Genomic DNA, 17,806 nt, shown 5'->3' on the forward strand with positions numbered 1-17,806 from the left:
TGTGGAGGCGACGTAAGACCACCCTTCGGGGTGGCGGACGCCGGTGAAGCAGGAAGCCGCAGAGGTGCCGCACGATGCGGCACGGGCTGAATCCCCGGCATTCATGCCGGGGAGCGCGTCAACAAGCTCCGGTCGCCGCAGGGTGGCGGCAGGGGGCGCCCGGGGGTCATCTAAGTCCGCACTGCTCAAGCCACTGATCCGCCGGTGTCCGGGTGCCCGTTACGGCCAGGTCCTCGATGGGAGGTGGTTCAGGAAACCCCAGCCGGACGGCAAGATGCTGCAGCCGGGCGTAGGCGTCTGCCGCTCGCGGGTCTCCCAGCCGGTGACCCCAACCGGCGATCGGGATGAGCCCTTTTAGCTCGTCCACCAGGTGCGGACGCTCTATCGATGGAGAGGTGGGAAGGCAGGCCCGGGCGGCCCTCCGTTCGCTCACTGGACCGACCTCAACGGGACGACCGGCGCGGGGGTCTCACCCGGCTCAGGCAGACGCCACCCGCATGCCGCCATGCCCGCTGGGGTCAGTCCCAACCGGTCGGCCAAGTGCCGGGCCTCCTGCGCCTGCCACGCGGCAGCTTTGCCGGCCAGCACGGCGGACACGTGGGCCACGTACATCGCCACGGCCACCGCGAAGGAGTCATCCCACATCGTCGCTTGTGGGCTTTTCCACAACTCCGCCCACAACTCTCGTTGTGCGGCTGTCCACCTCCGCCCCTTCGGCATGGGCGGTGGAGGCAGGGGGCAGCCTTCGGCGGGCAGGACGACCACTTGCGCCCCTGGTCGCCGGTACCGACTGTGAGGCCGGGACGGGTCAGGGATCGGAGCAGCCATCGTTTACCACCTCCAAATACCGGCCCTGACCTGTGAAAACACCCCCTGTTCGGGGGGTGGATTGACTTCTGCTGCTCAAGCAGACTCCCCGGCGCTATCACCCTCCGGTCGTCCTGGGGCGCCGCTCGGGGGGTGCCCCCCACCCGGGGCTTGCGGGCGGCCCGGCCGTAGCCTTTGGGCCGCCCGCTCCGGCCCGTGATCCGACCAGGGGCAGGAGCGCCCGAGCGTCCCCTAGTCGTCCGGCCCGCTCTGGATGTTCAAGGTGGTGGAGCCGTGAAGGCCATCGCGGCTGCCGGTGATGAAGTCGCGAAGCGGGTCGCCGCGACGCTCGCCGGGGCGGGCGGCGCCGGGGGTGAGCGTGGCCGGGTCGACCGGCTCCGGATCGGTCGGCGGCGGGTCGGGGAACCGGTAGGCGGGCGGTCGCCGGCGGGCGGCCCATGCTCGGATCGGGTCGCCGCTCATGCTGACGCGCCCGTCTCGGCTTCGGCGGCGAACTTCGCCAGGTCGTAGGAGCTGAGGCCGGCCAGCTCCGGCGGGGTGGGCACGCCGGTCTCGATGCGCTCTGCCATGCGGGCCGCGGGAGTGGTGGCGGCCTGCATCTCGGCCAGTTCTTCCACGTCGCCTGCAAGGTCTGAGCGGACGTGGGTGACGTAGTCGCGGACGACCTGTCCCCATCCTGACCCGGCCAGCCCGCTACCGGCTTCGTCCCAAGCGCGCATGAATGTGGCCCGGGCAAGTTCCTGGTCGCCGGTCCGGATCGCGCGGCGCATCAGAAGCTGGGCTTCGTGCGCGGTCTTCACCCCGCTCACCCGGTCCATCGCATCCCGCAGGCTCAGCGCCGCTGTGAGATGGTCCGGCTCGCTGCCTATGCTGAACAGACGACGCTCCAGCGCCGCTTTGCGGGTTTGCCATGTGGCGGTGGCCTCGTCACGAATCCGGTCGATCTCCTGCACCGTCCGGTGACGCGCAACCGCCATCGCCTTGCGCTTGCCCAGGTCGGATAGGTCTGGGTTCTGGCGAATCCGGGTGATCTCGTCTGCGAACCGCTGCTGCAGTCGGCGGATCTTGGCCAGCGAGTCCTTATCCAGCGGCACCCGATCCTCCTCACATCCTGGCGGCCCGCCGCTGCATGAACTCGGCGACCGCCGTCGCGGGGACGAAGTAGCGGCCGGCGCGGCGGGATGCGGTCAGCCGACCGGACCGGATCGCCTCCCGCACCCCGCTAGGGGTGATGCCAATGACGGCCGCTGCCTCGTTCGTCGTCAGATCTGACTGTGCGGCTGGATCGGTGGTGATGGCGACGTCGCTGGCGTCGGCGCCAGTGATCCGCCATGCCAGCGCGAGCCGATGGGCGGCCAGCAACTCTTGGTAGAGCTCTGGGAAGGCCCGGTAGCGCAGACGCAACCGCCGACCGGCCGCTTCGTCCAGCAACGCCAGGGCACGGGCGGACACGGTCGGACGGTCAGCCTGAGGTGTTGCCGGTCCCTGAGTGGGGTCACTCACGTTCCTGCCTGAAGTCGTCTTCCAGCGCCTGCTGGCGGGCGATCTCGGCGCGGACCTCGTCCACCGTCACGTCGGCCAGCTCCGCGATACGCGCAATGGCGGTTTCCTCGCGGGCTTTAGCTTCCTCTGCGCGCCGCTCAGCAGCCCGTAGGCGGGCGAGCGCCCGTTCCATGCGCGACGTCCTACGGGCAGGGTTCAGCTTCAGTTTGCGTCCCACGGGGGGCCTCCTAGAGATCGATCACGGTCGCTCATCACTCCCCCACCACCCTCAGCAGCGGGCGGCCCGGCGGAGGTGAGCCCGTGGCCATCGCGTAGGCGTAGGCGTCGATCTGCTCAGGTGTCGGCTCGACCCCGAGCCCTTCGAGGTGGTGGCGGGCGGCGGCCCGGTAGGGTCTGCCGCCCATCGGCAGACCATCCAAATACCGCTTGTGGTCTCGCTCGTCTGCCTCGCGCGCGTGCGCGACACCTGTAGGTAGGTCACCTACATCAGCCACTACATGGGAGACATCCTGGGATACATGGGATGTACGGGGGTCTGCCCCCCGTAGTGCTCGGGGGTCTGCCCCCCGTTTCCGGTCGGGGGTCTGCCCCCCGTTTCCCTCCTCGCCGTCCCCCTCAGACTTCGGGGGGCAGACCCCCGAAATTTGAAAGCTGACTTTGGGGGTCTGCCCCCCGTTTTCCGCGCGCTCCCACGGGGGTGGCGTCCGCCGGGCGGGCCGCTTCCGCTCCGTGGCCCTCAGGGAGTCGGCCGCCGCCTGCCAGTCCGGTCGGGAGGGGACGAGTAGGCGGTAGGTCGGGCGCTTGCCCCGCCCCTGTTCGCCCTCGACGGCCAGCACCCCGGCCGCGACCAGCGCCCTCAGGTACCGCCGGGCATCTTTCTCGTCACAGCCCATCGCCCTGGCCAGGTCGCTCATGCGGATCGGCCGCCGGTCGCTGGCGAAGCGCAGGTGGCCGGCGCTGTCGGCAGCGCTGCCGAGCGCATACAGCGGGGTGAGCAGCACCCTACGGAGAGCGCGGGGCATCTCCCGCGACCAGCGCCAAAAAGTCGCGTTTCTAAAGGCGTTTGGGATGCTGCCGGTCTCCGGCCCGTGCTGGAGGTCCATCATGCGATTACCTCCGCCGGGTCGCTGTGACCGCCGTAGATCGCGTGGAGCAGGTACTGGTGTCCGCCGCAGGACCGCCGCCGCGGCGGCCCGGCCGGGGTGCCGTAGTGGACATGGGCGCGTCCGCAGCGCGGGCAGACCTCGACCAGCGCGATCCACCGCCTACGGCGACCGCTCGGGCCGTAGGCGACCGCCACGGCGATGTCGGGGGCCCGCGATACCCTGGCACGGGTGGCAGCGCTAGGCGTCTGCTGGATGTGACCCCCCGGGGCGATGGGCCGGGGGGTCGCCGCTCCTTCCGCCGCCATCAGACGTCACCGTCCTGGGCGACGTCGGACGGCGCCGACTCGGCGGCCCGTCTCTCCGCGGCCTTCCTGCGCCGCGCCTCGACCGACTTCATCGCGATCTGTGCAAGGAACTGGCGGCGGGCGTTCTCGGCCAGACGGGCGCGAATCTTCGGATTTAGGACCCCCTCAGGATCAACCTCCCGCTCAAAGCGAGCGATTATTCCGGCGCGGGCGGCGGCGGTGGCGGCGGTGCGATCGACGGTCTTGGCCCACCGGGCATGAGCGGCGAGCCGGGCGCGCAGTCGGCGCTGTCCAGGCGTGAGAGCCACGAGAGCCCCTCCTCATCTGGGGCCCAGCTCACAGCGCGGTCGTGTCGCTGGACGGCAAGCGCTTTCCACAGGTGGAAATCTGGCTTGCGCGCGCGTAAGCTCATAGGCAGGTCGCCCCTTGGCAGGGGAGACCTGCCGGCCAGCGCTGTGAGCTGGGCGGCCGTTTGGTTGTAGCCCCGGCGGATGGTCTTTGGCGAGGTCAATCCGCCGGGGTTTTTCCTAGTCCTTCCTTGTCTAGCAGCTCACTCGCATTAGCACAACGCTAAGTCTCTGTTCGACAGAAACTGCCAATATGTTCGAATCTAGAAGTCGCCAAGGTTGAGGCGGTGGGCTTCTTCGGCGGCCCGTTTCTCTGAGGTCGCGCGGGTGTACCGGTCGATCATGTCCCGCGTCCGCCATCCGGCGATGGCCATGAGCCCGTTCTCACTGCCGCCGGCCGCAAGCCACCGGCCGGCCCCGGTATGCCTTAGGACGTGGGGATACACCCCGTCGAGCCCGGCGGCCCTGGCACGCCGCTTCAACGCCGCATACAGCCCGTCATAGCTGAACCCCCTGCCGCGGTCACCAAGCCACAACGCCGGGGTGTTGGCGAGCGGGTGGGACCGCCGGGCGCGCAGGTAGCGGTCGATGGCCCGGCTGGTCTGCGGCCCGAACGCCACGCGGCGGCCCTTGCCGCCCTTGCCGCGGCGGATGACCGCCGTCCCGGCCTTCACGTCGACGTCGTCGACCTCCATGGCGATGACCTCACCCGCCCGTGCCATGGTTTCCAGCGCGAAGCGGATGATCGCTTCGTCCCGCCGGTCCCTCAGCGTCTTGCCGGAACACGTCTTGATGAGCGCCTGCACCTGGTCAAGAGTCAGTTCGGGAACGACCTTCTGATCAAGCTTGGGGGGCTTGAGCCCAGCCAACCGGTCAGTGTCGGTCTCGCCTTCCTCGACCAGCCACGCGGAGAAACGCCGCAGGGCGCGATAACGGCCGTGTGCGGTGGCCGCTTCGGCGCCAGCGTCGAGTAGATCCGCCAGGAACGCTTGGACGGTGGGCCGGTCGACTTCGGGAGGGGTGCCGGTGCTCTCCGCCCAGCGCAGGAACGCGCGAAGACCGCCGCAGTACGCCTTGATCGTATTGGGGCTCTTGTGTTCGGCCTTGAGGTGGACTTCCCAGGAGTCCAGCAGCGATCGGAGTTCTTGGGGGGTCACAGTCGTTATCTTGACTTCCAAGCATCGTGCTTGGCAAGCTTAGGCCCGCAACCCTGGATTTGCCCAGGTTGCGGGCCTGTTCTGCTGGTCTGGTTAGTCAAGATACTCGCGCAGCATCTGCGCGCGGGAGGGGTGGCGGAGCTTGGCCAGCGTCTTGGACTCGATCTGGCGGATGCGCTCGCGGGTCACCCCGAACTCGCGTCCGACCTCCTCCAGGGTGCGGGGGTGGCCGTCGGTCAGGCCGAAGCGCAACTGGATGATGCGCTGCTCCCGCTCCGACAGCGTGCACAAGATGTCCTCCAGCTGGTCCTGCAGCAGGATGAACGCGGCGGCCTCCAGCGGGACCACGGCGTCGGCGTCCTCGATGAAGTCGCCGAGGTCGGAGTCCTCCTCGCCGATGGGGGACTGCAGGGACACCGGTTCCTGCGCGATGCGCTGGATCTCCACGACCCGCTCGGCCGGCAGCCCCATCTCGGCGCCGATCTCCGCGGGCGTCGGCTCCCTGCCCAGGTCCTGGTGCAGCTGCCGCTGCACCCGCACCAGCTTGTTGATGGTCTCCACCATGTGCACCGGGATCCGGATGGTCCGGGCCTGGTCGGCGATCGCCCGGGTGATCGCCTGGCGGATCCACCAGGTGGCGTAGGTGGAGAACTTGAAGCCTTTGGTGTAGTCGAATTTCTCGACCGCGCGGATGAGGCCGAGATTCCCCTCCTGGATGAGGTCGAGGAACAGCATTCCCCGCCCCACGTAGCGTTTGGCGATCGAGACCACCAGGCGCAGGTTGGCCTCGATGAGGCGTTGTTTCGCGCGCGCCCCCTCACGCGCGATGAGTTCGAGGTCGAGCCGTTCCCTGGGGGAGATGAAGGCCGCCCGGGCCAGCTTCTCCTCGGCGAACAGGCCCGCCTCTATCGTTTTGGCGAGTTCGACTTCCTCTTCCGCCGTCAGCAGCGGCACGCGCCCGATCTCCCGCAGGTAGATGCGGACCAGGTCGCTGGTCGGCACCCGTTTGCCGAGGTCGTCCTCGTCGGCTCGGGAAAGCTCCCCGGTCTCGCCGGGAGACTCCAGGACCTCCACTCCTTGTTCGGCGAGCGCCAGGACGACCCGCTCCAGCGAGTCCGCCGGCAGCTCGGAACGGTCGATCGCGGCGGCGACGTCGTCGACGGTCACGCCGCCGTGCTCTCTCCCACGCACGACAAGGTCCGCCACCTGGTCAACCGATGGCGCTTGGCTTGGCAGCACCGAAGGGCCCACAGTGACAGTGTGCGTCAATCGAGTGCTAGATCACAGCACCCATTTTTCGGGAAAATGTGCTATAGGGACCCGATGGCTCGTTCCCGCATCACGCGTCTCTGCTGCTCAAGCGCCACCAGATCGCCGAACAGGCGGTTGTAGTCGTCCGGATGCTCGACCGGATTCAGCCGTTCGAGTTTGGCCTTCAGCGCGGCGATCTCCCCGGTGAGCTGGCGTTCCCAGATCCGGGCGAGCAGTTCATTGGCGTATCGGTCGTCCGTTTCCCCGGCAAGGCGCAGCGGCTCCACCGCCAGCCGGGTGATCAACGCGGCCACCCGCTCATTGGGGGCCGCCTCGCGCAGCCGCACCGCCCAGTCCGGCCCGCTCGCCGCCGCCACCCCGCCGGCCTGGGCGATCACCGCGCGCACGGCGGCGTGCGGCGGGGCGGTGAAGGCCGACTCGGGCAACTGGTCGAAGGCCGGGCCGACGACCGCCGGGCGCTGCACCGCCAGCTTCAGCAGCTCCCATTCGCGCTGCACGTCCGGGTCGCCGAGGTCGTGCCCGGGCTCTGCGGCCGCCGGGCGCGCCCGCTCCGGCCGGCCGCCGGCGACGCCCGTCCGGGCGGCGCCGCCCGCACGCGCCCGGCCGGCCTGCTCGCGGATGCGGCGCAGCACGAACCGCTCGTCCATGATGCCCAGCCAGCGGTCCAGGCTGGTGGCGTACATCTTGCGCAGCCCGGCGTCCTTGATGCCGGCCACCACCGGGGCGGCGGCGTCCAGCGCGGCCAGCCGGCCCTCGTTGGTGGTCAGGTCGTAGCGTTCGATGGTGGCGCGGATGACGAATTCGAAAAGCTGGGTGCGGGAGGCGATCAGGTCGCGCACCGCCGCGTCCCCGTGCTTGAGCCGCAGGTCGCAGGGGTCCAGCCCGTCCGGCTGCACCGCCACGAAGGTCTGCGCGCCCAGCCGCTGGTCCTGCTCGTAGGCGCGCAGCGCGGCCCGCTGCCCGGCGGCGTCCCCGTCGAAGGTGAAGATGATCTCGGCGCGGGCGTCCGGCTGGTCCATCAGCAGCCGGCGCAGCAGCTTGGCGTGCTCTTCGCCGAAGGCGGTGCCGCAGGTGGCCACGGCGGTGGTCACCCCCGCCAGATGGCAGGCCATCACATCGGTGTAGCCCTCGACGATCACCGCCTGGCGGCGCCGGGCCATCTCCTTTTTGGCCAGGTCCGCCCCGTACAGCACGGTGCTCTTTTTGAACAGCGGGGTCTCAGGGGTGTTGAGGTACTTGGGCCCGTCGTCGTCCTCATACAGCTTGCGGGCGCCGAACCCGATCACATCGCCGGTCATGTCGCGGATCGGCCACACGAGCCGTCCCCGGAACCGGTCGACCGGGCCGCGCCGGCCCTCGCGGGCCAGCCCGCCGGCGATGAGCTCCCGGTCGGTGAAACCGCGGCCCCGCAGATGCCTGACCAGCGTCTCCCAGCCGCGGGGGGCGTACCCCACCCCGAAGTGCTCGGCGTGCGAGGCGTCGAAGCCGCGCTCGGCCAGGAAACGCCGGCCGATCGCCGCCTCCTCACCGGCCAGCTGCTCGGCGTAGAACTGGGCGGCGGCCTTGTGCGCCTCGATCAGGCGGGCGCGCTGCCCGTCCTGGCGGCGGGGGGCGTAGCCGCCCTCCTCGTACCGCAGCTCGACGCCGGCCCGGGCCGCCAGGCGCTCGACCGCCTCGACGAAGGTCAGGTGCTCCATCTTCTGCACGAAGGTGATGACGTCGCCGCCTTCGCCGCAGCCGAAGCACCAGTACAGCCCTCGGGAGGGGGTCACGTTGAACGAGGGGGTCTTCTCATCGTGGAAGGGGCACAGCCCCTTCAGGTCGCCGCCGCCCGCGCTGCGCAGCTGGAGGTACTCCCCCACGACGTCGGCGATCGGCGACCGCTCACGGACGAGCGCGATGTCCTCGTTGCGAATCCGGCCTGCCACGCCGCGAGTCTAATCCCGCTCCACCGCCCCGGCCCCGTCCCGCCCGGGGGCCGGACCGCCCCGGCACAATGCGATCATGAGCCTGCCCGCGGGGTTGCGCATCGACGCGGCGCTCGCGACCGCCTTGGCCCCCGCCGCCTGCACCTCGGACTTCTCCGTGCCGGACCTCTCTGTGTCGGACGTCCCCCACTGGACGCCGAGGCAGGAGGGGCCGCCACCGCGATGGTCGGCGCAGATGCCCACCGGTTCCAACACGACGGTGCTCATGGGCCGGGTCGCGGTGGTCCTGAACGATGAGGCGGTGGTGGGGCTGGACGCCGCCACCGGACGGCAACTGTGGAGCTCGCCCTCCAGCGACCAGTACACGCGGCGCGTCACCGACGAGGTGATCGTGGACTGGCGGAAAGAGGACCTGGTGGACAAGGGCCCGTTCACGGTCATCGACCCGGCGACCGGCCGGACCCTGTGGCGCGGGGGGCCGGCGCTGCTGGACATGGCGACCGGGCGCACCCGGTGGACCGCCCCCGACCCGGGGGTGACGTCCTTGTCGCCGCCCTGGGGGACCAGGGTCACCGGCGGCCTGGTCGCCGTCGGGACCGTCGAGGACAAGATCTCCTACGTGCTGGTGTACCGCGCCGCGGACGGCGAGCGCGTGGGCCGGCCGGCTGCAGGGCCTCGGTGAGGACTGGGTGGCGATCGACCACGCCCGCGACGCGCCGGTGGGCCGCCGCACCCTGGAGTTCATCCGCTTCTGACCACCGGGCCGGGCATGGAAGCGGCGTCCCACCGGCGGGGAGTCACCGGTGGGACGCCTGGTCTCCTCCTTTCAGTCGGCGCAGGGCGCAGACGGTTCTCCGCTCACTTCTCGGGGTAGGCGGCGACCACCTCCACTTCGACCAGCCACCCCTGAACGGGCAGGTTCTCCACCTCCAGCGCGACCCGGGAGGGACGGGCCGGGTTGACGTACATGGGCTTGGCGGGGGCCGCCGAGCCCAGCGGCACCTCCATGGGCTTGCCGGTGGTCAGATCGGTGTTGGCGTAGAACTGCCGGTAGGCGCGGTTCCAGCCGTTGAAGTCGGCGCTGTCGGAGCCGGGCGGGTTGGCCAGGTACACCCGCATGGAGATCACATCCCGCGGGGTGAGGCCGACGGCCTCCAGGTTGGCGCTGACCTGTTTGAGGGCGTTGATGCCCTGGGCCTCGGTGATGGTGACGCCGGGGGGCAGCTTGCCGCCGGGGAAGTCGATGTAGCGCTCGGGCGTGCCGGCGGGGGCGGCGGTGTTGGCGGCCGCCGGCCCGGTGCCGCTGGCGGTGTAGGTGGCCACGTGCGCGCCCACCGAGACCCCGTTGGCGATGTTCGGGGTGGCCGATCCCTCCGGCAGCGCCACGATCACCTCATGGGGCTTGGGCGCCTTGGGCTTTTTGCTCTTGGGGGCCGCCGAGGCCGCCCCGCCGACGCCGACCAGCAGGGTCGTGGCGACGGCACCAGCGATGATCTTGCGACGCAATGGGGTCTCCTCAGGACTTCAGCACCCGCTGGTGCAGTTCGGTGACGACCTTGCGGGCCGATTCGAACGAGCCGTGCATCCAGGCGATCTCGTAGCTGAGCCAGTCGCCGCAGAAGTAGACGCGGCCCTGCGGCTGGTTGAGCAGCCTGTACTCGGCGCCGCGACTGGGCCAGTTGACCCAGGCGCCCTCGATGAAGGGCTGGCGGCGCCAGGCGATCGACAGGGAGGCGGCGATGTCCTTCTTGAACTTGGCCCCGTGGATCTTGGCGCCCGCGTTCAGCGCCCGCTCCAGCCGCTGGGCGTGGGTCAGGGGGTCGTAGGTCTGGGCGTTGCGGCCGGAGTTGTAGTAGGCCAGCAGCACGCCGCGCTTGCCGTGGTAGCCGTAGGACGGGTACCACATCACCGAGATGTCCAGGTCGGTGTTGGTGATGCCGCCGTAGATGTTGTCCTCCAGCTCCCACCAGCGGCGGGTGTACTCGATGCCGAGCTTGCCGGCGGAGCTGACGGTCGGGTACTCCAGCGCGGCCTGGACGCTCGCCCCCAGGTTGTGGGGGATCTTGGCCATGACGTGCGGCGGCAGCGTGGCGATCGCGTAGTCGGCCTTGGCGACCTTGGTCTTGCCGTTGAGGACGTACTGGACCTCCACGCCGTTGGGGAGGTTGGTGATCTTGGTGACCTTGGCCCCGGTCTTGATCCGGCCGTTGCCGACGGCCTTGGCCAGCGCCCGGGGGATGGCGTCCATGCCGCCGACCGGCTGGAACATCATCATGGCCTGGCTGTAGCCCAGCTCGAAGGAGAAGGAGCGGCCGACCCCGCTGGCCAGCACCTGCGACAGCGACGGCGGCGGCCCCAGCACGGTGCCCGCCTGGTCCCCGGCGCCCGGGTCGACGGTGTAGCCGCGCCGGCCGGTGCCGGTGTAGGCGTAACCGCTGCTCTTGGGGCCGATCGCGCCGAAGTCCGACAGGAACGACAGCAGCCGCTCCTTGTCGGTGGCGCTGAGCTGCTGGTCCAGTGCGCCCTGGTCGGTGGCCTTGGCCAGCAGCTCGGAGATGTAGCCGTACACGTCCGCCTTGGCGGTGCGCCACTTGACCGGCGCGGTCATCCCGGCCGATTCGTTGTAGATCAGCGCCTCGGCGTTGGCGTTGGCGAAGACCTCCAGCGGGACGCCCAGCTCGCGGCAGTAGTCCATGGTGGTCATCCACTGCGCGATGCGGGCCGGTCCCATGTTCATGTACTGGCCGTCGCTGAACTTGGCGCGCTGGGTGGCGCCGTCGATCTCCTCCAGTTTGTCGCCGCCCCGCATGGTGAGGTTGCGTCCGCCCACCCGGTCGCGGGCCTCCAGCACGGTGCAGTCGTAGCCGGCCTTGCCCAGCTCGTAGGCGGCGGCGAGCCCGGCCACGCCGCCGCCCAGGATCAGCACCTTGGCGGCGCCGCGGCCGCGCAGCCGGAAGTCCGACGGCTGCGGCGGCTGAAAGGGAACCTTGGTCGCCGACTCGGCGGAGGGCGCCAATCCCAGCGCGCCCATGGTGGCGAACATAGCCCCTGCGCCGCCGGTCACTCCCACCCTGGCCAGGAAGGAGCGCCGGCTCAACCCCTGCGACTGTTCCGTCGTCGGCAAGGAACACCTCCCAAGATCTCGACGCAGGGGAGCTTCAGATCTTGACATTTCAGACATAATGCACGCCCGTAATGGGCGTGTTACTAAATGATCACTTACCTTTGGAACGATCCATCCAAATGGGGAGATCTCATCTCCCGACAAGGCCGCCAACCTGGCCGTTTAAGCCCCACCCACTGTTAAATCGGGATTAAATCCATATTCAAAACGTTGTGGCGACGCCGCGGGCCGCTAGCGTCGATCAAGTGCTGATCACCCCACACGAACAGGAACGACTGCTGATCCATGTGGCCGCGCAGGTGGCTCGGGAGCGGCGGGCGCGCGGGCTGCGGCTCAACCATCCCGAGGCGACCGCGATCATCGCGGCCTACGTGCTGGAGGGCGCCCGGGACGGACGCACGGTGGCCGAGCTGATGCAGGCCGGGCGCACCGTGCTCACCCGCGACGACGTGATGGAAGGGGTGCCGGAGATGCTGGAGTCGGTCCAGGTCGAGGCGACCTTCCCCGACGGGACCAAGCTCGTGACCGTGCACAGGCCGATCCCATGATCCCGGGCGAGATCGTGCCGGGCGAGCGGCCCGTACAGCTCAACCCCGGACGCGAGCGGGTAACGGTGACGGTGGTCAACACCGGAGACCGGCCGATCCAGGTCGGCTCGCACTACCACTTCGCCGCGGCCAACCCCGCGCTGGAGTTCGACCGCAAGGCCGCCTGGGGACGCCGGCTGGACGTCCCGGCGGGCACCGCAGTGCGGTTCGAGCCCGGCATCACCCGCGAGGTGTCCCTGGTCCCCCTGGCCGGCAACCGCGTGGTCCCCGGCCTGCGAAGCGAGAGCGCCGGAGCACTCGATGACTGAACTGTCGCGCGCCCGCTATGCGGCGCTGTTCGGCCCGACCACGGGCGACCGCATCCGCCTGGCCGACACCAACCTGTTCATCGAGGTCACCGAGGACCGTTCCATGGGAGCGGCCGGGGCCGGCGATGAGGCGGTGTTCGGCGGCGGCAAGGTGATCCGCGAATCGATGGGCCAGGCCCGCACCACCCGCGCCGAGGGCGCCGTGGACCTGGTGATCACCGGCGCGGTGGTGCTGGACTACTGGGGGATCGTCAAGGCGGACGTGGGCGTCCGCGACGGACGGATCGTGGCGCTGGGCAAGGCCGGCAACCCCGACACCATGGACGGGGTGCACCCAGACCTGGTGATCGGGCCGTCCACCGAGGTGCTGGCCGGCAACGGCAAGATCCTCACCGCCGGGGCGATCGACTCCCACGTGCACCTGATCTGCCCGCAGCTGGTGGAAGAGGCGCTGGGCGCCGGGGTGACCACGCTGCTGGGCGGCGGCACCGGCCCGGCCGAGGGCACCAAGGCCACCACGGTGACCGGCGCCTGGTACCTGCACCGGATGCTGGAGGCGCTGGATGTCTGGCCGGTCAACGTGGCGCTGCTGGGCAAGGGCAACACCGTCTCGTCCGAGGCGCTGTGGGAGCAGCTGCGCGCCGGGGCCTGCGGGTTCAAGCTGCACGAGGACTGGGGGTCCACCCCGGCGGCGATCGACGCCTGCCTGAAGGTCGCCGACGCCTCCGGCGTGCAGGTGGCCCTGCACAGCGACACCCTGAATGAGGCCGGGTACGTGGAGTCCACCCTGGAGGCGATCGCCGGCCGGTCGATCCACGCCTACCACACCGAAGGCGCCGGCGGCGGGCACGCCCCCGACATCATCACCGTCGCCGCGCACCCCAACGTGCTGCCGTCCTCGACCAACCCGACCCGCCCGCACACCGTCAACACCCTGGACGAGCACCTGGACATGCTGATGGTGTGCCACCACCTCAACCCGGCGGTGCCCGAGGACCTGGCGTTCGCCGAGTCCCGGATCCGCCCCACCACCATGGCGGCCGAGGACATCCTGCACGACCTGGGCGCCATCTCGATGATCGGCTCGGACTCCCAGGCGATGGGCCGGATCGGGGAGACCGTCATCCGCACCTGGCAGACCGCGCACGTGATGAAGGAGCGCCGCGGCTCCCTGCCGGGCGACGGCGCCGAGCCCGCCGACAACCTGCGGGCCCGCCGCTATGTGGCCAAGTACACCATCAACCCGGCCATCGCCCACGGCCTGGACGACCTGGTCGGGTCGGTGGAGCCGGGCAAGCTGGCCGACCTGGTGCTGTGGGAGCCGGCGTTCTTCGGGGTGCGCCCGTCGGTGGTGCTCAAGGGCGGGGTGATCGCCTGGGCGGCGATGGGCGACGCCAACGCCTCCATCCCCACCCCGCAGCCGGTGCTGCCCCGTCCGATGTTCGGCGCCGCGCCCGCGGCGGCCGCCGCCACCTCGGTGCACTTCGTCGCCCCGGCGGCGATCGAGGACGGCCTGGCCGGCAAGATCGCGGTGAACCGCCCGCTGGTGCCGGTCAAGAACACCCGCCGCCTGGGCAAGGCCGACCTGCCGCTCAACGACGCGCTGCCGGCCATCGAGGTGGACCCGGACACCTTCACCGTCACCATCGACGGCGAGGAGGTCGAGCCCGCCCCGGCCGTCGAGCTGCCGATGGCCCAGCGCTACTTCCTGTTCTGATGGGCGGCTTGTGATGGACGCCGCGCTGCTGCTGCTGGCCGACTCGCGGCTGCCGGCGGGCGGGCACGCCCACTCCGGGGGGCTGGAGCCGGCGGCCGCCGCCGGGGCGGTCACCGACCCGGCCGCCCTGGCGGGCTTTCTGCGCGGGAGGCTGGCCACCGCCGGGCTGGTCGCCGCCGCGCTGGCGGCCGCCGCCTGCGCCGGTGGCCGCGACGACTGGGCGCGGCTGGACGCGGAGGCCGATGCGCGCACCCCCTCCCCCGCCCAGCGGCGGGCCTCCCGCGCCCAGGGCCGTTCACTGCTGCGGGCGGTGCGCGCCACCTGGCCGGTGGCGGAGCTGGACGCGCTGGGCGAGCTGCACGAGGCGGGCCCGCACCATCCGGTGGTGCTGGGCGCGGCGACCGCCGTGGCCGGGGGCGGCCCGCGGCAGGCCGCGGCGATCGCCGCCTACGGGGCGGTGAGCGGGCCGGCGTCGGCGGCGGTGCGGCTGCTGGGGCTGGACCCGCTGGCCGTGCACCGGACGCTGGCGGAGCTGGCCGGCGACATCGATGCCGTCGCCGCGCGGGCCGCAGGCTGCGCCGCGGCCGATCCGGCCGAGCTGCCGACCGTCTCCGCCCCGCTGCTGGACCTGTACGCCGAGCTTCATCTGCAGGCCGACCTGCGTCTTTTCGAATCCTGAAGCGTTGGAGGAACTGCCTTGGGTGCCTTTCACGGCGACGACCCCCACCACGCCCCCGACACCGCGGGCCGGGCGCTGCGGCTGGGCATCGGCGGCCCGGTCGGCAGCGGCAAGACCGCGCTGACCGCCGCGCTGTGCCGGGCGCTTCGGGAGGAACTGTCGCTGGCGGTGGTGACCAACGACATCTACACCACCGAGGATGCCGACTTCCTGCGCCGGGCCGCGGTGCTGCCGGACGACCGGATCAGCGCGGTGCGCACCGGCTGCTGCCCGCACACCGCCATCCGCGACGACATCTCCGCCAACCTGGAGGCGATCGAGGACCTGGAGCGCCGCCACGGCCCGCTGGACCTGGTCATCGTGGAAAGCGGCGGCGACAACCTGACCGCCACCTTCAGCCGGGGCCTGGTGGACCGGCAGATCTTCGTGCTGGACGTCTCCGGCGGCGACAAGGTGCCGCGCAAGGGCGGCCCCGGCGTCACCGCCTCGGACCTGCTGGTGATCAACAAGACGGATCTGGCCCCGCTGGTCGGCGCGGACCTGGCGGTGATGGCCGCCGACGCGGCCGCGGTGCGCGCCGGCCGCCCGGTGCTGTTCACCTCGCTGCGGCAGGAGCCGGACGCGCCGGAGGTGGCCGGCTGGGTGCGCGGGCTGATCGGCCACCGCCACCCGGTGGGATGAGCCGCCGCTATGCGGCCCGGGCCGCGGTGGTGGCCGAGGCGGGCCCCCATGGGCGGACGCGCCTGAGCGAGCTGCGCTCAGACGGCCCGCTGGCGCTGCGCCAGACTCCTGATGCGGTCTACCTGGTGGGCGCGGCGGCCGGCCCGCTGGGCGGGGACGAACTGACGCTGGAAGTGGTGGTGGGTCCCGGCGCGCGCCTGGCGATCCGGTCGGTGGCGAGCACGCTGGTGCTGCCGGGCGAGGGCGAGTCGCGCTTCACCGTGCGGGCCCGGGTCGGCGCCGGCGGCCACCTGGACTTCGCGCCCGAGCCGACCGTGGCGGCGGCCGGGTCCCGGCACCGCGCGACGGCCTCGATCGACCTGGCCGAGGGCGGTGCGCTGCGGTGGCGGGAAGAGCTGATCTTGGGACGGCACGGGGAGCGGCCCGGACGGCACGCCGGCCGGCTGGATGTGACCTACGGCGGCAGGCCGCTGCTGCGCCACGAACTGGATCTGACCGATCCGGCCGTCCGCACCAGCGGCGCCGTGCTGGGGGGTGCCGGGGCGGTCGGTTCGGTGCTGCTGGCCGGTCCCGGCCTGACCGCCTCCGGCCGGGATTCTGCGGCGCATGCCGCCGAGGGCCTGGCGGTGCTGCCGCTGGCCGGTCCCGGAGTCCTGGTCACCGCGCTCGGCGCCGGATCGGCGCAGCTGCGCCGCCGCCTGGAGGAGGGCGAGGCCCTGGCGCTCGGCCGAGCGCGGCCGGGCACCGGTGCGGCCCGCATCGCCTGATCCGATGGCCGCCGTCCCGGATGCGCCGTTCAGGCGGCCGGGCCGGTCTCACTCCTCCAGGCCGCGCAGCAGGTCGCGCATCCGGACGATCTCCGCCCGCTGGCCGGTGAGCACCTCCTTGGCCATCTGTTGCACCAGCACATCGGTGCCCTCGGCCAGTACCCGGTCGGCCATCGTCAGGGCGCCCTCGTGATGTCCGATCACCAAGGTGAGGTAAAGCCGGTCGAACTGCGCGCCCCGGGTCGCAGAACGACGTCTCGGTGATGGGGAATCCGCTGTTCCCGTCCACCGGCTCTTCGCGCAGCGACGACTCCTGCCAGAGCACCGCCGAGCCGGTCACCGACCCGACCGCCTGGGAGGGCATCAAGATCTTCGGCATCAGCGACGTGCGCAACCCGCGCTATGCCAAGGCCGTGGAGACCGGCTGCGGTTCGCACACCCACACGCCGGTGCCGGGCAAGGGCAGGAACAAGGACTCGGTCTACGTCTCCTCCTACCTGCCGGGTCCGAGCTCGGTGGGGCCGGACTGCCACTACCCCTTCGACCAGATCCCGATCATCAAGGTGCCGCTGAAGAGGCCGGCGGAGGCCGCGGTGGTGGCCGAGCCGGTGCTGTTCCCCGACGGCGGCAACCCCGGTGAGGGCAGCACCACCTACCCGACCACCGGCTGCCACGACATCACCGCCCACCCCGGCAAGGACCTGGCGGCGGGCGCCTGCATGGGCGACGGCGCACTGTTCGGCATCTCCGCCCCGGAGAAGCCGAAGATCATCGGCGTCGTCCGCGACACCGCGGATTTCACCTTCTGACACTCGGCCACTTTCAACAACAAGGCGGACAAGGTGGTCCTCACCGACGAGCTCGGCGGCGGCGCCACCTGCAACAAGGCCGTCGGGCCCAACAAGGGCGCCAACGCGATCCACGACATCGTCGGCAAGGGAAAGAAGGTCAAGCTGGACCTGCTCAATGTGCAGACCCAGCCGGACTACTACCGCCGGTGACACCGCGCCCCCGGTGAACCGGCAAGGCCGTGCCCCGGCCACGTGCAGCCGGGGCACGGTGTTTCAGCGCACCGCAGGCCGCCTGCGCAGCGGCGCCCCCAGCCGGTTGAGCGCGTTGATCAAGGCCACCAGGACGACCAGCGCGCCCGCCTCCTCCTGGTCGAAGCAGGCGGTCACCGCCTGCCAGACCTCCTCGCTCACCCCGCGTTCGGACAGCCGGGTGGCCTCTTCGGTGTAGGCCAGGGCCGCCCGTTCGGCCTCGCTGAACACCGGGGCCTCGCGCCAGGCCGCCACCAGCGCCAGGCGCTGCTCGCTCTCACCGCGCCGGCGCGCCTCGTGGACGTGCAGGTCCAGGCAGAACGCGCAGCCGTTGAGCTGCGAGGCGCGGATCTTCACCAGTTCCTGGACGACCGGATCCAGCGGCCCTTCCGCCAGCGTCCGATAGGCCGCCAGGACCGCCTGATACGGCTTCGGCGCGGTCTTGGCGAGGTCCATGCGTGCTTCCATGCATGCTCCCTGGGTCGGTTTCACCAGG

Annotated in this window: 23 protein-coding genes and 1 pseudogene; 9 read left to right on the plus strand and 15 right to left on the minus strand. The window is 71.1% G+C overall.

Features of this window, described 5'->3' with window-relative positions; genetic code table 11:
• Positions 1-429 precede the first annotated feature (429 nt).
• The 11 genes from BUE48_RS24615 to dnaG form a co-directional block, all read right to left on the minus strand.
• On the minus strand, positions 430-828 hold the full coding sequence (locus tag BUE48_RS24615; RefSeq protein ID WP_502694617.1) for a phage terminase small subunit: 399 nt from the start codon (positions 826-828) through the stop codon (positions 430-432).
• A gap of 231 nt (positions 829-1,059) precedes the next feature.
• Positions 1,060-1,290, minus strand: a complete 231-nt coding sequence (locus BUE48_RS15850) for a hypothetical protein (protein ID WP_286990349.1) — start codon at positions 1,288-1,290, stop codon at positions 1,060-1,062.
• A complete protein-coding gene (locus tag BUE48_RS15855) occupies positions 1,287-1,922 on the minus strand; it encodes a hypothetical protein (protein ID WP_286990351.1) in 636 nt (211 codons plus the stop codon). The genes BUE48_RS15850 and BUE48_RS15855 overlap by 4 nt, the downstream gene beginning before the upstream one ends.
• A gap of 10 nt (positions 1,923-1,932) precedes the next feature.
• Entirely contained in the window at positions 1,933-2,280 is a 348-nt protein-coding gene (locus BUE48_RS15860; RefSeq protein ID WP_286990353.1) for a helix-turn-helix domain-containing protein, read from the minus strand.
• A 43-nt stretch (positions 2,281-2,323) separates the two neighbouring features.
• Positions 2,324-2,548, minus strand: coding sequence for a hypothetical protein (locus BUE48_RS15865; protein ID WP_286990355.1), 225 nt, complete (start codon positions 2,546-2,548; stop codon positions 2,324-2,326).
• 34 nt (positions 2,549-2,582) lie between these two features.
• Positions 2,583-2,735: a hypothetical protein gene (locus tag BUE48_RS15870; RefSeq protein ID WP_286990356.1), complete on the minus strand. Its 153-nt coding sequence runs from the start codon at positions 2,733-2,735 to the stop codon at positions 2,583-2,585.
• 698 nt (positions 2,736-3,433) lie between these two features.
• Positions 3,434-3,631, minus strand: coding sequence for a hypothetical protein (locus BUE48_RS15875; protein WP_286990358.1), 198 nt, complete (start codon positions 3,629-3,631; stop codon positions 3,434-3,436).
• A 110-nt stretch (positions 3,632-3,741) separates the two neighbouring features.
• Positions 3,742-4,050: a hypothetical protein gene (locus BUE48_RS15880; protein ID WP_286990360.1), complete on the minus strand. Its 309-nt coding sequence runs from the start codon at positions 4,048-4,050 to the stop codon at positions 3,742-3,744.
• A gap of 302 nt (positions 4,051-4,352) precedes the next feature.
• Entirely contained in the window at positions 4,353-5,246 is an 894-nt protein-coding gene (locus BUE48_RS15885) for a tyrosine-type recombinase/integrase (protein ID WP_286990362.1), read from the minus strand.
• Positions 5,247-5,339: 93 nt separating this feature from the next.
• Positions 5,340-6,485: an RNA polymerase sigma factor RpoD gene (rpoD, locus tag BUE48_RS15890; protein WP_286990363.1), complete on the minus strand. Its 1,146-nt coding sequence runs from the start codon at positions 6,483-6,485 to the stop codon at positions 5,340-5,342.
• 71 nt (positions 6,486-6,556) lie between these two features.
• On the minus strand, positions 6,557-8,446 hold the full coding sequence (dnaG, locus tag BUE48_RS15895) for a DNA primase (protein WP_012853523.1): 1,890 nt from the start codon (positions 8,444-8,446) through the stop codon (positions 6,557-6,559).
• A gap of 76 nt (positions 8,447-8,522) precedes the next feature.
• Here dnaG and BUE48_RS15900 point away from each other — a divergent pair, with 76 nt between their 5' ends.
• Positions 8,523-9,128: an outer membrane protein assembly factor BamB family protein gene (locus tag BUE48_RS15900; protein WP_286990365.1), complete on the plus strand. Its 606-nt coding sequence runs from the start codon at positions 8,523-8,525 to the stop codon at positions 9,126-9,128.
• 176 nt (positions 9,129-9,304) lie between these two features.
• Here BUE48_RS15900 and BUE48_RS15905 read toward each other — a convergent pair whose 3' ends face one another.
• On the minus strand, positions 9,305-9,952 hold the full coding sequence (locus BUE48_RS15905; RefSeq protein WP_286990366.1) for a Rid family hydrolase: 648 nt from the start codon (positions 9,950-9,952) through the stop codon (positions 9,305-9,307).
• Between the two features lie 10 nt (positions 9,953-9,962).
• Positions 9,963-11,570, minus strand: coding sequence for a flavin monoamine oxidase family protein (locus tag BUE48_RS15910; protein WP_012853526.1), 1,608 nt, complete (start codon positions 11,568-11,570; stop codon positions 9,963-9,965).
• A gap of 245 nt (positions 11,571-11,815) precedes the next feature.
• On the opposite strand from BUE48_RS15910, the gene BUE48_RS15915 reads away from it, so the two are divergent.
• Genes BUE48_RS15915 through BUE48_RS15940 form a run of 6 tightly spaced genes read left to right on the plus strand, consistent with a single transcriptional unit; the run spans position 11,816 to position 16,270 of the window.
• Entirely contained in the window at positions 11,816-12,118 is a 303-nt protein-coding gene (locus tag BUE48_RS15915; RefSeq protein ID WP_286990368.1) for an urease subunit gamma, read from the plus strand.
• A complete protein-coding gene (locus BUE48_RS15920) occupies positions 12,115-12,426 on the plus strand; it encodes an urease subunit beta (protein ID WP_012853528.1) in 312 nt (103 codons plus the stop codon). Before BUE48_RS15915 ends, BUE48_RS15920 begins: the two co-directional genes overlap by 4 nt.
• On the plus strand, positions 12,419-14,143 hold the full coding sequence (locus BUE48_RS15925; RefSeq protein WP_286990370.1) for an urease subunit alpha: 1,725 nt from the start codon (positions 12,419-12,421) through the stop codon (positions 14,141-14,143). Before BUE48_RS15920 ends, BUE48_RS15925 begins: the two co-directional genes overlap by 8 nt.
• Positions 14,144-14,156: 13 nt before the next feature.
• Positions 14,157-14,822 (plus strand): urease accessory protein UreF, encoded by a 666-nt coding sequence (locus tag BUE48_RS15930; protein WP_286990371.1) that lies wholly within the window; start codon positions 14,157-14,159, stop codon positions 14,820-14,822.
• Between the two features lie 18 nt (positions 14,823-14,840).
• Complete coding sequence (gene ureG, locus BUE48_RS15935; protein ID WP_012853531.1) at positions 14,841-15,503, plus strand: urease accessory protein UreG; 663 nt, start codon at positions 14,841-14,843, stop codon at positions 15,501-15,503.
• Positions 15,500-16,270, plus strand: a complete 771-nt coding sequence (locus BUE48_RS15940; RefSeq protein WP_012853532.1) for an urease accessory protein UreD — start codon at positions 15,500-15,502, stop codon at positions 16,268-16,270. Before ureG ends, BUE48_RS15940 begins: the two co-directional genes overlap by 4 nt.
• A 48-nt stretch (positions 16,271-16,318) precedes the next feature.
• Here the strand turns inward: BUE48_RS15940 and BUE48_RS15945 are convergent.
• Positions 16,319-16,492: pseudogene (locus BUE48_RS15945) on the minus strand (DUF305 domain-containing protein); the annotation flags it as partial.
• A 41-nt stretch (positions 16,493-16,533) separates the two neighbouring features.
• Between BUE48_RS15945 and BUE48_RS15950 the strand changes: the two are divergent.
• Complete coding sequence (locus BUE48_RS15950; RefSeq protein ID WP_286990374.1) at positions 16,534-17,079, plus strand: hypothetical protein; 546 nt, start codon at positions 16,534-16,536, stop codon at positions 17,077-17,079.
• 33 nt (positions 17,080-17,112) lie between these two features.
• On the plus strand, positions 17,113-17,271 hold the full coding sequence (locus BUE48_RS15955; protein ID WP_286990375.1) for a hypothetical protein: 159 nt from the start codon (positions 17,113-17,115) through the stop codon (positions 17,269-17,271).
• Positions 17,272-17,334: 63 nt separating this feature from the next.
• Here BUE48_RS15955 and BUE48_RS15960 read toward each other — a convergent pair whose 3' ends face one another.
• Positions 17,335-17,778 (minus strand): carboxymuconolactone decarboxylase family protein, encoded by a 444-nt coding sequence (locus BUE48_RS15960; protein WP_012853533.1) that lies wholly within the window; start codon positions 17,776-17,778, stop codon positions 17,335-17,337.
• Positions 17,779-17,806: the final 28 nt, after the last annotated feature.

The sequence above is a fragment of the Thermomonospora sp. CIF 1 genome (assembly GCF_001896795.1).
Lineage (GTDB): Bacteria > Actinomycetota > Actinomycetes > Streptosporangiales > Streptosporangiaceae > Thermomonospora > Thermomonospora curvata.

Coding starts and splice junctions, on each gene's coding strand:
- BUE48_RS24615 (WP_502694617.1), bottom strand. CDS start 828: ATGGCTGCTCCGATCCCTGACCCGTCCCGGCCTCACAGTCGGTACCGG.
- BUE48_RS15850 (WP_286990349.1), bottom strand. CDS start 1,290: ATGAGCGGCGACCCGATCCGAGCATGGGCCGCCCGCCGGCGACCGCCC.
- BUE48_RS15870 (WP_286990356.1), bottom strand. CDS start 2,735: ATGGGCGGCAGACCCTACCGGGCCGCCGCCCGCCACCACCTCGAAGGG.
- BUE48_RS15900 (WP_286990365.1), top strand. CDS start 8,523: ATGAGCCTGCCCGCGGGGTTGCGCATCGACGCGGCGCTCGCGACCGCC.
- BUE48_RS15920 (WP_012853528.1), top strand. CDS start 12,115: ATGATCCCGGGCGAGATCGTGCCGGGCGAGCGGCCCGTACAGCTCAAC.
- BUE48_RS15925 (WP_286990370.1), top strand. CDS start 12,419: ATGACTGAACTGTCGCGCGCCCGCTATGCGGCGCTGTTCGGCCCGACC.
- BUE48_RS15930 (WP_286990371.1), top strand. CDS start 14,157: ATGGACGCCGCGCTGCTGCTGCTGGCCGACTCGCGGCTGCCGGCGGGC.
- BUE48_RS15940 (WP_012853532.1), top strand. CDS start 15,500: ATGAGCCGCCGCTATGCGGCCCGGGCCGCGGTGGTGGCCGAGGCGGGC.
- BUE48_RS15950 (WP_286990374.1), top strand. CDS start 16,534: ATGGGGAATCCGCTGTTCCCGTCCACCGGCTCTTCGCGCAGCGACGAC.
- BUE48_RS15960 (WP_012853533.1), bottom strand. CDS start 17,778: ATGGAAGCACGCATGGACCTCGCCAAGACCGCGCCGAAGCCGTATCAG.